The organism is Streptomyces sp. NPDC019937 (assembly GCF_040631655.1).
In the GTDB taxonomy this organism is placed as follows: Bacteria; Actinomycetota; Actinomycetes; order Streptomycetales; family Streptomycetaceae; genus Streptomyces.
On the sequence record NZ_JBEYAL010000047.1, the window covers coordinates 1 to 14,097 of the forward strand.

General features: G+C 73.7%; 12 protein-coding genes. 7 read left to right on the top strand and 5 right to left on the bottom strand.

Annotated features, from left to right (window positions below; all coding sequences use genetic code 11):
- Nucleotides 1–81: 81 nt before the first annotated feature.
- The gene (locus ABZ562_RS34640) at nt 82–579 is read right to left on the bottom strand and encodes a septum formation initiator family protein (protein WP_361487672.1); all 498 of its coding nucleotides are present in this window, start codon (nt 577–579) and stop codon (nt 82–84) included.
- A gap of 35 nt (nt 580–614) precedes the next feature.
- Entirely contained in the window at nt 615–1,574 is a 960-nt protein-coding gene (rsmH, locus tag ABZ562_RS34645; protein ID WP_361487541.1) for a 16S rRNA (cytosine(1402)-N(4))-methyltransferase RsmH, read from the bottom strand.
- A gap of 419 nt (nt 1,575–1,993) precedes the next feature.
- Between rsmH and ABZ562_RS34650 the strand changes: the two genes are divergently transcribed.
- From ABZ562_RS34650 to ABZ562_RS34665, 4 genes are all read left to right on the top strand, one after another.
- Entirely contained in the window at nt 1,994–2,551 is a 558-nt protein-coding gene (locus ABZ562_RS34650; protein WP_361487544.1) for a carbonic anhydrase, read from the top strand.
- A 202-nt stretch (nt 2,552–2,753) separates the two neighbouring features.
- The gene (locus tag ABZ562_RS34655) at nt 2,754–3,803 is read left to right on the top strand and encodes a MoxR family ATPase (protein ID WP_361487547.1); all 1,050 of its coding nucleotides are present in this window, start codon (nt 2,754–2,756) and stop codon (nt 3,801–3,803) included.
- Nucleotides 3,803–5,188: a DUF58 domain-containing protein gene (locus ABZ562_RS34660; RefSeq protein WP_361487549.1), complete on the top strand. Its 1,386-nt coding sequence runs from the start codon at nt 3,803–3,805 to the stop codon at nt 5,186–5,188. Before ABZ562_RS34655 ends, ABZ562_RS34660 begins: the two co-directional genes overlap by 1 nt.
- Entirely contained in the window at nt 5,185–7,614 is a 2,430-nt protein-coding gene (locus ABZ562_RS34665; protein ID WP_361487551.1) for a DUF3488 and transglutaminase-like domain-containing protein, read from the top strand. Before ABZ562_RS34660 ends, ABZ562_RS34665 begins: the two co-directional genes overlap by 4 nt.
- A gap of 268 nt (nt 7,615–7,882) precedes the next feature.
- Here ABZ562_RS34665 and ABZ562_RS34670 read toward each other — a convergent pair whose 3' ends face one another.
- The 3 genes from ABZ562_RS34670 to ABZ562_RS34680 all read right to left on the bottom strand — a co-directional run bounded on the left by ABZ562_RS34670 (nt 7,883) and on the right by ABZ562_RS34680 (nt 10,050).
- Nucleotides 7,883–8,281, bottom strand: a complete 399-nt coding sequence (locus ABZ562_RS34670) for a DUF3040 domain-containing protein (RefSeq protein WP_055556314.1) — start codon at nt 8,279–8,281, stop codon at nt 7,883–7,885.
- Between the two features lie 323 nt (nt 8,282–8,604).
- On the bottom strand, nt 8,605–9,399 hold the full coding sequence (locus ABZ562_RS34675; RefSeq protein WP_361487554.1) for a methyltransferase: 795 nt from the start codon (nt 9,397–9,399) through the stop codon (nt 8,605–8,607).
- Nucleotides 9,400–9,510: 111 nt separating this feature from the next.
- Nucleotides 9,511–10,050, bottom strand: a complete 540-nt coding sequence (locus ABZ562_RS34680) for an SAV_6107 family HEPN domain-containing protein (RefSeq protein WP_361487556.1) — start codon at nt 10,048–10,050, stop codon at nt 9,511–9,513.
- A gap of 214 nt (nt 10,051–10,264) precedes the next feature.
- On the opposite strand from ABZ562_RS34680, the gene ABZ562_RS34685 reads away from it, so the two are divergent.
- The 3 genes from ABZ562_RS34685 to ABZ562_RS34695 all read left to right on the top strand — a co-directional run bounded on the left by ABZ562_RS34685 (nt 10,265) and on the right by ABZ562_RS34695 (nt 13,867).
- The gene (locus ABZ562_RS34685; RefSeq protein WP_361487559.1) at nt 10,265–11,068 is read left to right on the top strand and encodes an ATP-binding cassette domain-containing protein; all 804 of its coding nucleotides are present in this window, start codon (nt 10,265–10,267) and stop codon (nt 11,066–11,068) included.
- Nucleotides 11,040–13,127, top strand: coding sequence for a YhgE/Pip domain-containing protein (locus ABZ562_RS34690; RefSeq protein ID WP_361487562.1), 2,088 nt, complete (start codon nt 11,040–11,042; stop codon nt 13,125–13,127). The genes ABZ562_RS34685 and ABZ562_RS34690 overlap by 29 nt, the downstream gene beginning before the upstream one ends.
- Before the next feature lie 107 nt (nt 13,128–13,234).
- Nucleotides 13,235–13,867, top strand: coding sequence for a TetR/AcrR family transcriptional regulator (locus ABZ562_RS34695; protein WP_361487565.1), 633 nt, complete (start codon nt 13,235–13,237; stop codon nt 13,865–13,867).
- The last annotated feature ends 230 nt before the right edge of the window (nt 13,868–14,097 follow it).

The window sequence follows — 14,097 nt, forward strand, 5'->3', positions numbered from 1 at the left end:
CTCGGGCGGCGGTCGCGGTCGCCGCGCGGTGCCGCCGGGCCGGGCACCCGCCGGCGGGGGTCCTGGGGTCGCGTCACCGTGTCACCTGCCAGGGGCCGGGGTGGTGGGGCCGCCGGTGCCGGCCGCCGGGGTCGGGGGGCCCGCCGACGGCACCGCGGCCGGGGCCGGTGCGGGCGCCGGGGTGGAGGCCGCCGGGGTGGGGTCCAGCACGAGCGGGGGCAGCGGGCCGGGGGCGTGCGCCACCGAGGGCTGCCCGGTGGCGGGGGCGGGCACCCCCGCCACGGTGCCGTCCGGGTTGAGGAAGGCGGGGCTGCCGCCGGGCACCATGCCCAGCTCCCGGGCGCGCTGCTCCAGCGCACCGGGGGCGGAGAGCTGGTCGACCTCCTGCTGGAGCGACTGGCGCTCGTCGCTCAGCTCGTCGGTCTGCTTCTCCAGGTTGCTCAGCTCGAACGAGCCCTGGTTGAGGGAGGAGTTCAGCAGCAGCAGCACGATCAGGCCGGAGCCGAGCAGGACGACGACGAGCAGCACGAAGGGCGCGCGCCGGGCCGTGACCGCGCCCGGCTCCGCCCCTTTCGCCAGCCGCTTGGGCCCCGGCCCTTTGACCCCGGCCCCGCTCACAGGGCGTCCTCGCGGATGCGCTCCGCTCCGCGGAAACGGGCCGGGGCGGCGCGGCGGTTCTCGGCGATCTCCTCCTCGGTGGGCAGCTCGGCGCCGCGGGTGAGCAGCTTGAGCCGGGGCTGATAGCGCTCCGGGACGACCGGCAGACCGGGCGGCGCGGTGTTGGCGGCGCCGGCCGCCAGCACCCGCTTGACCAGCCGGTCCTCCAGCGAGTGGTACGACAGCACGGCGATCCGCCCGCCCACCGCGAGCGCTGCCACGGCCGCCGGAACGGCCCGCTCCAGGACCGCCAGCTCGCCGTTGACCTCGATGCGCAGTGCCTGGAAGGTGCGCTTGGCGGGGTTGCCGCCGGTGCGCTTGGCGGCCTGCGGCAGGGCCTCGCGGATCAGCTCGACAAGCCGGGCGCTGTTGCTGAACGGCTCCTTGTCGCGCTCCCGGACCACCGCGTCCACGATCTTCTTGGCGAACTTCTCCTCGCCGTACGTCCGCAGGATGCGCACCAGGTCGCCCGGCGGATAGGTGTTCAGCACCTCGGCGGCGCCGATGCCCGTCGTCTGGTCCATCCGCATGTCCAGCGGGGCGTCCTGCGCGTAGGCGAAGCCGCGCTCGGCCTCGTCCAATTGCATGGAGGAGACGCCGAGGTCGAACAGGACACCCTGGACGCGCGGCACGCCGAGCCCGTCCAGGACCTCGGGCAGTTCGTCGTAGACGGCGTGCACCAGGGTCGCCCGGTCGCCGTAGGGGGCCAGGCGCTCACCGGCCAGCCGGAGCGCGTCGGGGTCGCGGTCGAGGGCGATGAGCCGGGCCGCGGGGAAGCTGCGCAGCAGCGCCTCGCTGTGCCCCCCGAGGCCGAGCGTGCAGTCGACCACCACCGCGCCGGGTTCGGCGAGGGCGGGGGCCAGCATGTCCAGGCAGCGCTGAAGCATGACGGGAACGTGGAGAGCGTTGCTGCTCATTGCGCTGCTCGTGCGCCCTTCTGAGGGTCGGGCGTGGCGGGTACGCACCGCCGGGTCCCCACCCGCTCGAAGGGGAAGCGGCCGACTGGCGCCGGGGAAGTGACGTCAGGCGGCCGGAGCGGGAGGAGGCCGAGGGGTACGTACGCACCGCGCTCACGCGAAAAATTCCGGGATCCAAGGGGAGCGTCACGCCTCCCACTTCGCGCCACTTTAGTCCACTCGTCCCCTCGGTCAACCAACCGGCCAGCGCGCCCCGCCGACGGAGTGGACCGGAGCGGAACGGTTCCGTCCGAGGACGTCGTGAAGGGGCGCGCGGAGGTGTGGAGTGGCTCACAATCACTCCTTCGGAGCACCTGATGCCCTCGTTTGCGCAACCTAAAGAAAAGACAAAATCTCCTGGTGGGATTAGGGTCATAGCCATGTCGATATCTGCGTCGCAGCCGTTGCCCCAGTCCTCCGACAACGCCGCCGGCACCGCCGGCTCGGTCACCGACCAGCTCGTCGAGGCCAACCGTCAGTACGCCGCCAGCTTCACCGACCCCGGTATGGACGCGCGCCCCGTGCGGCACGTCGCCATCGTCGCCTGCATGGACGCACGTCTCGATCTGCACGAGGCGCTCGGCCTGGAGCTGGGCGACTGCCACACCATCCGCAACGCGGGCGGTGTGGTCACCGACGACATCATCCGTTCCCTGACCATCAGCCAGCGCGCGCTGGGCACCCGCAGCGTCGTGCTGATCCACCACACCGGCTGCGGTCTGCTGAACCTCACCGAGGACTTCCGGCACGAGCTGGAGGAGGAAGTGGGCCAGCGGCCGTCGTGGGCGGTCGAGTGCTTCAAGGACCTGGACGCCGACGTACGCCAGTCGATCGAGCGGGTGCGCACCTCGCCGTTCCTGCTCCACCGCGACGACGTGCGGGGCTTCGTCTTCGATGTGACGACCGGTCTGCTGCGCGAGGTCGAGCCGCGCGGCTGAGTGGATTTTCACCCCTAACTCGTACAAGCGTGACAAATAACCCCGGGTTATCCACAGCCGAGTGACGCGAGACGGCGAAGACCGCAAGAATGCGTAGATGACATCGTCCCCCGCAACCCGCGGGGGCCGGTGCCAGCGTTTGCGGTGGGCCGGTCCGTCCTTGGTGGACACTCGGCCCTGAGAACGGGCCGAGGAGGGCCGGGTGACGACCTATGACGAACGAGCGAGCCTCAGCGATCTGACCACCACAGCGGAGCGGGTCCGCCGGTCGGTGGAGGGTGTGATCGAGGGCAAGCCCGAGGTCGTACGGCTTTCGCTGACCGTACTGCTCGCCGAGGGACATCTGCTGATCGAGGATGTCCCCGGCGTGGGCAAGACCATGCTCGCCAAGGCGCTCGCGCGGTCCATCGACTGCTCGGTGCGCCGTATCCAGTTCACCCCCGACCTGCTGCCGTCGGACATCACCGGGGTGAGCATCTACGACCAGCAGCGCAAGGAGTTCGAGTTCAAGCCGGGCGCGATCTTCGCCCAGATCGTCATCGGCGATGAGATCAACCGCGCCTCGCCCAAGACCCAGTCCGCGCTCCTTGAATCGATGGAAGAGCGCCAGGTCACCATCGACGGCAAGAGCTACGAACTGCCCGGGCCCTTCATGGTGGTGGCCACCCAGAACCCCATCGAGATGGAGGGCACCTATCCGCTGCCCGAGGCGCAGCGCGACCGCTTCATGGCGCGTGTCTCCATCGGCTATCCCAGCCCGCAGGCGGAGCTGGAGATGCTGGACGTGCACGGCGGGGTCTCCCCGCTGGACGACATGCAGCCGGTCGCGCACGCCCACGAGATCGTCAAGCTGGTCGAGGCGGTGCGCTCGGTGCACGTCGCCGAGGCCATCCGGCGGTATGCGGTGGACCTGGTGTCCGCCACCCGCAACCACCCCGATCTGCGGCTCGGCGCCTCGCCCCGGGCCACCCTGCATCTGCTGCGGGCGGCCAAGGCGGCGGCCGCGCTGGCCGGGCGGGACTTCGCCCTCCCCGACGATGTGCAGTCGCTCGCCGTCCCGGTGCTGGCCCACCGGCTGCTGCCCACCGCCCAGGCGCAGCTGAACCGGCGCACCTCGGAGCAGGTCGTCGGGGACATCCTGCAGCGCACCCCGGTGCCCACCTCCTCGCAGCGGACCGGCGGACACGTGCCTCCGGTGCCCCCCATGCCCCCGGTCGACTACGGGCAGCAGCCGGGCGCACGGAGGCTGTGATGACCACAGGGGGGACGGGCGCGGTCCCCGGGAGCGCCGCGGGCGAGGAGGACCGGGGCACGATCCGGGCGGCGCTCGCCGGGCTGACCACCCGCGGCCGCTCCTTCCTGGCCGCCGGGATCGCCGCCGCGGTGTGCAGCTATGTGCTGGGCCAGGCCGATCTGCTGCGGGTGGGGCTGCTGCTGGCGGCGCTGCCCCTGGTGTGCGTGGCCGTCGTCCACCGCACCCGGTACCGGGTGGCGGGCAGCCGCCGGCTCGCGCCCGCGCGGGTCCCGGCGGGCTCCGAGGCCCGGGTGCACCTGCGCATGGACAACGTCTCGCGGCTGCCCACCGGGCTGCTCATGCTCCAGGACCGGGTGCCGTATGTGCTGGGGCCGCGCCCCCGCTTCGTCCTGGACCGGGTGGAGCCGGGCGGCCGCCGCGAGGTGTCCTACCGGGTCCGCTCCGATCTGCGCGGCCGCTATCCCCTGGGCCCGCTGCAGCTGCGGCTGAACGACCCGTTCGGGATGTGCGAGCTGACCCGCGCCTTCAGCGCCTACGACACGCTCACCGTGGTACCCCGGGTCGAGCCGCTGCCCGCGATACCGCTGACCGGCGAGGCCGCGGGGTACGGGGACGGGCGGCACCGCTCGCTGGCCCTGGCCGGTGAGGACGATGTGATCCCGCGCGGCTATCGCCACGGCGACGACCTGCGCCGGGTGCACTGGCGGTCCACCGCGCGCTACGGGGAGCTGATGGTGCGCCGGGAGGAGCAGCCGCGGCGCGCCCACTGCACGGTGCTGCTGGACACCCGGGGCTGCGCCTACGAGGGCGGGGGACCCGACTCGCCCTTCGAGTGGGCGGTGTGCGGCGCGGCCTCGGCCGCGGTGCACCTGCTGGAGCGGGGCTACGCGGTCCGGCTGCTGACCGACACCGGAAGTTCGGTGCCCGGCCCGGACGGCGGAGGCGGATTCACCGGTTCCACGCATGACTCGGCGGAGACGGCCGGGCTGATGCTGGACACCCTCGCGGTGGTGGACCACTCCGACGAGGACGGGCTCTCCCTCGCGTACGACGTGCTGGGCGGCGGGGGCGAGGGCCTGCTGGTGGCCTTCCTGGGCGACCTGGACGAGGCGCAGGCGGCGCTCGTCGGGCGGATGCGGCACCGCTCCACGGCGGCGGTGGCGTTCGTCATGGACGGCCCGGCCTGGTCGCGGGGGATGGAGCCCGCCGACCCGCGGCAGCGGGAGGACGGGCTGCGGAGGCTGCGCGAAGCGGGGTGGACGGCGCTGCCGGTCGCCCCGGGCGCCTCGATGGCGGAGCTGTGGCGGCAGGCCGACGGGCAGGGCGCCATCCGGGCCGACGCCGGGCGTGCGGGCGGCGGCATGACAGGGAGCTGGGGATGAGTGGGAGCGTTCGGCTGGCCGTCTGCGCGGCGCTGGCCACGGCCGCGGCCGCGTGCGCGCTGCTGCCGCTGGTGAATCCGGCCGGCTGGCTGCTGCAGGCCGTCCTGCTGCTGGCGGTCCAGAGCACGGCGGGCGTGGCCGCCCGCCGCGTGCCGCTGGCCCGTCCGCTGACGGTGGCGGCGCAGGGCGTGGTGATGACGCTGCTGCTCACGGTCGTCTTCACGTCCGGGCAGGCGTTCGCCGGGGTGCTGCCCAGCCCGCAGGCCCTCCATGAGTTCGCGCTGCTGCTGCGCGAGGGCACCAGCGACGTCGGGCAGTACGCGACCCCGGCGCCGGTCACCGACGGCATCCGGCTGCTGCTGATCGGCGGGGTGCTGCTGATAGGGCTGGTGGTCGACGCGCTCGCGGTGACGTACCGCAGCGCGGCCCCGGCCGGGCTGCCGCTGCTGGCGCTGTACTCGGTCGCGGCGGGCCTGTCGGACGACGGAAGCGACTGGCTGTGGTTCCTGGTGGCCGCGGCCGGCTATCTGCTGCTGCTCCTGGCCGAGGGCCGGGACCGGCTCTCCCAGTGGGGCCGCGTCTTCAGCGGCGGCGCCCCGCGTGCGCCCGGTATGCCGCCCTCGGGCCTGGCCGGGGCCGGGGGCGGGCCCGCGTCCGCCCCGGTCCGGGCGGGCCACCGCATCGGCGTGCTGGCCCTGGGCATCGCGGTCGCGGTGCCCGCGGTGCTGCCGTCGCTGGACGGCGGGCTGCTGGACCGGCAGGGCAGCGGCGGCGGGCCGGGCGGCGGGGGCGGCACCATCTCGGCGGTGAATCCGCTGGTGTCGCTGCAGGACAGCCTGAACCAGCCGGAGAACCGGGAGGTGCTGCGGTATCGCACCTCCTCGCAGACCACCCAGGACATGTATCTGCGGATCGTGGCGCTCGACAAGTTCGACGGCGCCTCGTGGAAGTCCTCGGAGCGGCATGTCACCGATGTGCCGAGCCGGCTGCCATCGCCGACGGGCCTCGGTCCCGCGGTCCGGACCACCTCCGTGGACACGTCCATCTCGGCCGCCGAGTGGTATGCGCAGAACTGGCTGCCGCTCCCCTACCCGGCCGACAGGGTGCAGATCGACGGGCGCTGGCGGTACGAACCGGAGGGCCGCACGCTCGTCGGCGACCGCGGCCAGACCACCCGGGGCGCCCGCTACCGGGTCACCAGCCTGCTGGTCGAGCCGACCGCCGACCAGCTGGCCGGCGCCCCGCCACCGCCGCCGCGGCTGCAGCGCGAGTACACGAAGGTGCCGGATTCGCTGCCGCCCGTGGTCGCCCGGACCGCGCGCGAGGTGACCGCGGGCGCGTCCAACGCGTACCAGAAGGCGGTCAAGCTCCAGGACTGGTTCGCGGTGAACGGGGGCTTCCGGTACGACACCGAGGTGCAGTCCGGCAGCGGTTCGACCGCCATCGCGAAGTTCCTGAAGCAGAAGGCGGGCTTCTGCGTCCACTTCTCCTTCTCCATGGCGGCGATGGCCCGGACGCTGGGCATCCCGGCGCGGGTGGCCGTCGGGTTCACCCCCGGCACCTCGCAGGCGGACGGCTCGGTGTCGGTCGGGCTCAAGGACGCCCACGCCTGGCCCGAGCTGTACTTCGAGGGGGTCGGCTGGACCCGCTTCGAGCCCACCCCGAGCCGTGGCACCCAGCCCGACTACACGATGGAGCAGACCCCGTCGGGCGAGGTCCCGGACGAGCCGACGGCCGAGCCGAGCACCAGCTCCGAGCCGACGGCCGCGCCGTCCGCCTCGGACAGCTGCGCACCGGAGCTGCGGAAGCAGGGCGGCTGCGAGGCCGCCGCGGCCCAGCAGCCCGGCGACGGCGCCTCGGGCGGCGGCTTGTCGGTGACCACGGTCACCAGCTGGACGTCGCTGGCGGTGCTGCTGCTCGGGGTGCCGCTGCTGCCCATGCTGTGGCGGCGGCGGATCCGGGCCCGCAGACTGGACGGCTCCGGCGGGCGCACCGAGCAGGACGCCACCGACCGGATCCTGGCCGCCTGGCACGAACTGGTCGATTCGGCCTGGGACTTCGGCGTCATGCCGGACGACTCGCAGACCTCCCGCAAGGCCGTGGCCCGGATCGCGCGGCTCACCGAGCTGGACGACGAGGCGAGCCAGGCGGCGCAGCGGGTGGCCGCTGCCGTGGAGCAGGTGCTGTACGCGCCACGGCCACGGCCGGTCCCCGGGGTCGCAGACGATGTGCGGCGGGTCCTGGCCGGTCTCCAGGCCGGGGCCGGGCGCCGGGAGCGGCTGCGGGCGCTGCTGGCCCCGCGCTCGGCGGTCCAGCTGGTGTGGGCGGCCTCGCGGCGCTGGTCCGCGCTGACCGAGCGGTGGGGAGCGCCGCGGTGGGCCCGATGGGCGGCCCAGCTCCGAGGGCCCCGCGGCGAGCGGGGCTGAGCCGGCCGGTTTCACGAGCGGCCTCCCAAGCGGCCTCCCGGGGGCCGGGAGGCCGCCCGAGCGACCGGCCGCGCGCCGCGGGGTCCGGGCCGCGGGACGGACCGGTGACCCGGTGCGAGGACGGTTGGTGCGGGATACGGCTCCGGTGCGAGGTGGTGCGTGATACGGCCCGGGACATGGGTGAGGGGCGGTCGCCGGTGGCGACCGCCCCTCACCCGTGAGTTCTCAGCCGGTGGGCCCGCTGCGGCCAGGGCCCCCGGGGGTCAGGTCAGTGACCCTGCTCGTCGCGGCGGCGCTGCCACCGCTCCTCGATGCGGTCCATCATGGAGCGGCGCTGGCGGCCCTGACGACGGGGTGGTCCGGCCCCGCCTCCTGCCCGCTGTGCCTCGCCCGGCTTGGGCGCCTTGCGCCAGCCCGTCACGGCGAGCACCGCACATCCCAGCATGATGAGGAAGCCCACCACGCTGATCCAGATCTGCGGAACGATCACTCCGACCATCAGGAGCGCGATGCCGACCAGAAATCCCGCGACCGCCTGGTAGACCCGTCGCCGGGTGTACGTGCGCAGGCCGCTTCCCTCAAGCGTTGTCGCGAACTTGGGATCTTCGGCGTACAACGCTCGCTCCATTTGCTCGAGCATGCGCTGCTCGTGCTCCGAGAGCGGCACGGAGTCCTCCTACTCGTCGGTCGCGGGGGGCGACCGGGGTGCGACCCTTTCAGGATAGGCAGGGAATCGCCCCCGTGAAACCCGCCCCTCAGCGCCAATTCGCCCACCGTTAGGTGTGTGACGAAACTTGGCGCTGAGACGTCCATTCCCCTCCCGCCGATTCGCCATGCCGGACGGTGTACCCCGATCATACGGGGCCGGACGGCCGCGCGGGGGCCCTGTGGCCTACTCCACCTGCGCCGTCCGTCACGCGACGGGCGCGGAACGGGGAAGGAACGGGGGGCGGAACGGGGCGCGGATCGAGGCGGCGTCGAGCGGGGCCGTCAGTCGCGCTCGGCGAGGACGTGGAGCTGGGTGGCGACCGAGTGGAAGGCGGGCAGCTCGGCGGCGGCCTCCTCCAGCCGCAGCAGCGCGTCGAGGGCGCCGGGCTCGGTGTCGACCAGCACTCCGGGCACCAGGTCGGCGAAGACCCGTACGCCGTGCACCGCGGCGATCTCCAGCCCGGCCGCGGCGACCAGCTCGGACAGCTGGTCGGAGGTGAAGCGGCGCGGCACCGGGTCGCCGTCGCCCCAGCGCCCCTCCGGGCTGGTCAGCGCTTGCCGGGCCTCGGTGAAGTGTCCGGCCAGGGCGCGGGCCAGCACGGCGCCGCCCAGCCCCGCGGCGAGCACGCTGAGGGTCCCGGCCGGGCGCAGCGCGTCCGCCGCGTTCCGCAGGCCCTCGGCGGGGTCGTCCATGTACTCCAGCACGCCGTGGCACAGGACCACGTCGTGACCTCCGCGCTCGACCACGTCGAACAGGCCGTGGGCGTCGCCCTGGACGCCGCGCACCCGGTCGGCGACCCCGGCCTCTGCGGCCCGCCGCTCCAGCGCGAACAGCGCGTTGGGGCTGGGGTCGACGACCGTGACGCGGTGGCCCAGCCGGGCGACCGGCACGGCGAAGTTCCCGCTGCCGCCCCCGGTGTCGAGCACGTCGAGCGCCCCGTGCGCCCCGTGCTCGGCTCCCTCGGCCGCCCCCGGCTCCCGGCCCGCGGCCTTGGCCCGCCGTTCCAGGGCGTCTTTCAGGACCTCCCACACCACGGCGGTACGGAGGGACGCACGGGGGCGCTGCGGGTCTGACACGGCGGGTGGCTCCTCGGCGCGGTGCCGCCGCCGCACGGGGCGGCGACGACGGGTTACTGACGTCGATCCCAGCCTATTGCCTCCGGAGCCCGGGCCGGTCCGGTGGTGCTTTCAGTGGCCCGGCCCGCCGCCCGCCGGCGGGGTCTGCCGGGGCAGCGCGGGCTGGAGCACCAGCATCCGCTCGACCAGCCGCAGGAACATGGCGGCGGCGCGCAGCAGATCGTCCGCGTCCCGGCAGGTGGCCGCGCCCGCTATACCCGCCTCGGCGCGGGCCCGGCGCTCGGCGCCGGAGGCGAACAGCGCGCTCCACTCGGTCAGTTCGGGGGCGACCTCCGGGAGCACGTCCCAGGTGCTGCGGATGCGGGCGCGGCGGCGGGCCGTGGTCTCGGGGCGCCCCCGCGCGGCGAGCACGGCGGCCGCCGTGCGCAGGGCCGCCAGATGCGCGGTGGCGAACCGCTCGTTCGCGGTTTCCAGCACGGCGGCCTCCTCCAGCCCCTGGTGGGCCTGGGTCAGCAGGTCGAGTGCGGCGGGCGGGGCCGCGGAGCGGCGCAGAACGGGGTGGACATCGCTCGCGGGGCCAGTCGGCGAAGGGGCAGGGGTAGGGGCAGGGGCGGCGGCACGGTGCCGGCGCTCTGCGGCGGTACTGGCCATGACGAACCTCCTGTCGTCGCGTGGCGGCCGGGCCGAAAGACACAGCGGCCGCCGTATGGGCCCATCGTGGGGCAGACCACTGACAATCGGCCCTGACCTGCGTCTTTCGGCTCTCACACCACCCGGTGCGGATACCCGTTCACTGATCCCGCATACTGAATTGGACTGACTGGTCAGTTCAAAAACTTGATGATTCACACAGGGAGTGGTTCACGTGACGGGCACCCCGGACGGGGGCGCCGGAGCGGCGGTGACGGCCGGCGGACTCGGCGTCAAGGGCTCACACGGCTGGGCGTATCGCGATGTCGCCCTCACCGCGGACCCCGGAGCACTGATCGCGGTCGAGGGCCCCTCGGGCTCCGGCCGCACCTGTCTGCTGCTCACCCTCACCGGCCGGATGCGCCCCACCACCGGGGAAGCCGCCGTCGGCGGCTTCCGGGTTCCCCGGCAGATGCGCCATATACGTCGCATCAGCGCGCTCGCCCATGTGCCGGGCGTCACCGAACTCGACCCGGCGCTGACGGTCGCCGAGCACCTGCGCGAGCGGGCCCTGCTCCAGCGCCGGTTCGGGGACCCGACGCGCGGGCTGCTGCGGCCGCGACGGGAGCGCGCGACCGCCTCCCGGGCCGCGATCGAGGCGGCCCTCGCGGCGGCGGGGCTCGACCCGGAGGCGCTGCCCAAGGGGGCGCGTACGGCCGTACGGGACCTGGAGCGGCTGGAGGCGCTGCGGCTGTCGGTGGCACTGGCGCTGATCTCCCGGCCGCGCCTGCTGGCCGTGGACGACACCGACCTGAAGCTCACGGACGCCGAACGCGAGCGCGCCTGGACGCTGCTGCGGGAGATCGCGGGGAGCGGCATCACGGTCCTCGCGGTGTGCAGCCGGGCCCCGGAGGGCGCCGTGGTGGTCTCGACCGCCGCGGACGCCCGGATCGACGCCCAGGACAACGAGCACGACGACGACCACGGGGACGACGAGGAGGGGGCGGCGGATGCGCTCGCCGAAACTGGCCGCGCTTGAGCTGAAGCGGTTCGGCAGGGGGAAGCTGCCCCGGGCGGCGCTCGCCGCCCTGCTCCTGCTGCCCCTGCTGTACGGCGCGCTCTACCTGTGGTCCTTCTGGGACCCGTACGGCAAGCTCGACAAGATCCCGGTCGCGCTCGTCAACTCCGACAGCGGCGCCACCGTGAAGGGCAAGCACCTCACCGCGGGCGACGACCTCACCGACCGGCTGCTCGACAGCGGCAAGAGCTTCGACTGGCACCGCACCAGCGCAGCCGAGGCGCGCGAGGGCGTCGAGAACGGCACGTACTACCTGTCGCTCACCGTGCCCGAGGACTTCAGCAAGCGCATCGCCTCCAGCTCCGGCGCGAGCCCGGAGACGGGCGCCCTGAAAGTGCGCACCAACGACGCCAACAACTACATCGTCGGCCAGATCTCCCGCAGCGTCTTCTCCGAGGTGCGCGCCGCGGCCTCCGCCAAGGCGTCCCGGGGCTTCTACGACAACATCTTCGTCTCCTTCGCGGACATCCACGGCCAGACCGAGAAGGCCGCCAAGGGCGCCGACCAGCTCGGCCAGGGCATCGGCAAGGCCAGGACGGCCGCCGGTGACCTCGCCAAGGGCCTGGGCACGGCGAAGAAGGGCAGCCACGGCCTGGCGTCCGGGCTGAGCAAGCTCAACAAGGGCGCCGGAACGCTGGACACGGGCGCGGGCGGGGTCGCCGACGGCACCCAGACCCTGGCCGACACGGTGAACGGCGTATCGGAGAAGGCCGGTCCGTTCCTCAAGAAGCACGGCAAGGAGATCGGCGACGTCGCCCGGCTGGTCGCGGACGCCTCCCGGCGGGCGTCCGGCCACCTGGACGACCTCCCCGACGAGGCCTCCACGGCCGCCGCCGACGCCCGTCGGGCGTCCGACGACCTCGCCGCCGACTACCGGACCCGCTGCGAGGGGCCGGTGACCACCACCCCCGGCTGCCCGGCGCTGAAGAAGGCGGTGGGCGCGGCCGACCGCGCCGCCGACGTGGCCGAGGACGTCAACAAGCTGGTCAAGGACAACACCGGACAACTCGACACCCTCGCAACCGATCTGAACGATCTGCACGACAAGGCGCAGCTGCTCGCCGACGAGGCCCCGCACCTGGGCACCGACCTCGACTCCGCCGTCACGAAGGTGAACGCCCTCAACTCCGGCGCGCACAAGGTCGCCAAGGGCGCGGGCAAGCTCCACAGCGGCCTGACCACCGCCCACGGCGCGGCGTCCACCCTCGACAGCGGTATCGGGAAGCTGCGCACCGGGTCGACCTCCCTGAAGGGCGGGCTGGTCAAGCTGGCCGACGGCTCCGGCACGCTCGCCGGTGGGCTGCACGACGGCGCCGGGAAGATCCCCGCGTACGACAAGCACGACCGGGACGCCCGTACGGGGGTGATGGCGGACCCCGTCCAGCTCGCCGGCCAGGCGCTGCACAAGGCGCCCAACTACGGCACCGGTTTCGCCCCGTACTTCATCCCGCTGTCCCTGTGGGTCGGCGCGATGGTGGCCTACATGCTGATCCCGCCGCTCAACGCCCGGGCGGTCGCCGCCGGGGCCTCCTCCTGGCGCGTCGCGCTCGCCGGATGGCTGCCGGTCGCCGCGATCGGCGCGCTGCAGACGGCGGCCCTGATGTCCGTGCTGCACTGGGCGATGGGGCTGCAGATGGTGCGGGCCGCGGGCACGATCGGATTCCTGATGCTGGTGGCGGCCTGTTTCGCGGCGATCGTGCAGTGGCTGAACGCCCGCTTCGGACCGGCCGGGCGGATCCTCGTACTGGCGCTGCTGATGCTCCAGCTGACCTCGGCGGGCGGCACCTATCCGGTGCAGACCAGCCCCCGGTTCTTCAACGCCATCCACCCGTTCCTGCCGATGAGCTACGTCGTGGACGGGCTGCGGCGGCTGATCACGGGCGGCGGCCCCGGCCCGGTGTGGGTCGCGTGCGGGGTGCTGATCGGCTTCGGCGCGGCCGCGCTCGCGCTCACCGCGTGGTCGGCGCGGCGCAGGCAGGTATGGTCGGTCGACCGGCTGCACCCGGAGCTGTCCCTGTGAGGGGCGCGTCCCTGAAGGCCGCGTCCGTGCGGGCCGGGTCCGTGAGCGGCCGGGCCTGTGAGCGCCCTGTGAGCGGGACCACTCCGGCAGCGGGCAGAATCGGCGCCATGGACAGCAGCACGCGCCGCCAGGGCACCCGGCAGAAACTCTTCGAGGCAGCGGTCACCCTCATCGCCGAACAGGGCTTCTCCTCCACCACCGTGGACGAGATCGCCGAGCGGGCGGGGGTGGCCAAGGGCACGGTGTACTACAACTTCGCGTCGAAGACCGTGCTCTTCGAGGAGCTGCTGCGGCACGGCGTCGAGCTGCTGACCGCCTCGCTGCAGAACGCCGCCGACGAGAACGCCGAGCGCGGCGGCAGCCATGTGGACGCGCTGGACGCCATGGTCCGGGCCGGGCTGCACTTCATCTCCCGCTATCCGGCCCTGACCCAGCTGTACGTGGCCGAGCTGTGGCGCACCAACCGGGTCTGGCAGTCGACGCTGATGATGGTCAGGCAGCAGGCCATAGCGGTGATCGAGACCGAGCTGCGGGCCGGGGTGGCGGCGCGGGAGCTGAGCGACGACATCGACATCCCGCTGACCGCCTCGGCGCTGTTCGGGATGGTGCTGGTGGCCGCGCTCGACTGGCAGTCCTACCAGCCGGAGCGGTCGCTGGACGACGTCCACGCCGCCCTGTCCCGGCTGCTGCAGGGCCGGGTGGGCGGAGCCCTGGCCAAGGGGGCGCCGGCCCCGGGCTGACGCCACCGTACGGCAGCCGCCGGACGGTCGCCCGAGGGAAACAGAAGGCGCTGTTCCGGAGCGGTTCGACCCCCATCGACCCGCCTCGGAACAGCGCCTCCCCCCGTACTTCCCCCGTATTTTCCCCCGTGTTTCCCCCGTGAGAGCCCCCGGGGCACATTCCCCGGCGGCTCCCCCGTCCGGAAGGGTCACCGTGCCGTACCGCCGCCCCGTGTCGGCGGTCAGGTCCG

Excerpts from the sequence above, each read along its gene's own strand:
- ABZ562_RS34690 (WP_361487562.1), top strand. The coding sequence starts at position 11,040 with ATGCGCTCGCCGAAACTGGCCGCGCTTGAGCTGAAGCGGTTCGGCAGG.
- rsmH (WP_361487541.1), bottom strand. The coding sequence starts at position 1,574 with ATGAGCAGCAACGCTCTCCACGTTCCCGTCATGCTTCAGCGCTGCCTG.
- ABZ562_RS34695 (WP_361487565.1), top strand. The coding sequence starts at position 13,235 with ATGGACAGCAGCACGCGCCGCCAGGGCACCCGGCAGAAACTCTTCGAG.
- ABZ562_RS34665 (WP_361487551.1), top strand. The coding sequence starts at position 5,185 with ATGAGTGGGAGCGTTCGGCTGGCCGTCTGCGCGGCGCTGGCCACGGCC.
- ABZ562_RS34680 (WP_361487556.1), bottom strand. The coding sequence starts at position 10,050 with ATGGCCAGTACCGCCGCAGAGCGCCGGCACCGTGCCGCCGCCCCTGCC.
- ABZ562_RS34660 (WP_361487549.1), top strand. The coding sequence starts at position 3,803 with ATGACCACAGGGGGGACGGGCGCGGTCCCCGGGAGCGCCGCGGGCGAG.
- ABZ562_RS34650 (WP_361487544.1), top strand. The coding sequence starts at position 1,994 with ATGTCGATATCTGCGTCGCAGCCGTTGCCCCAGTCCTCCGACAACGCC.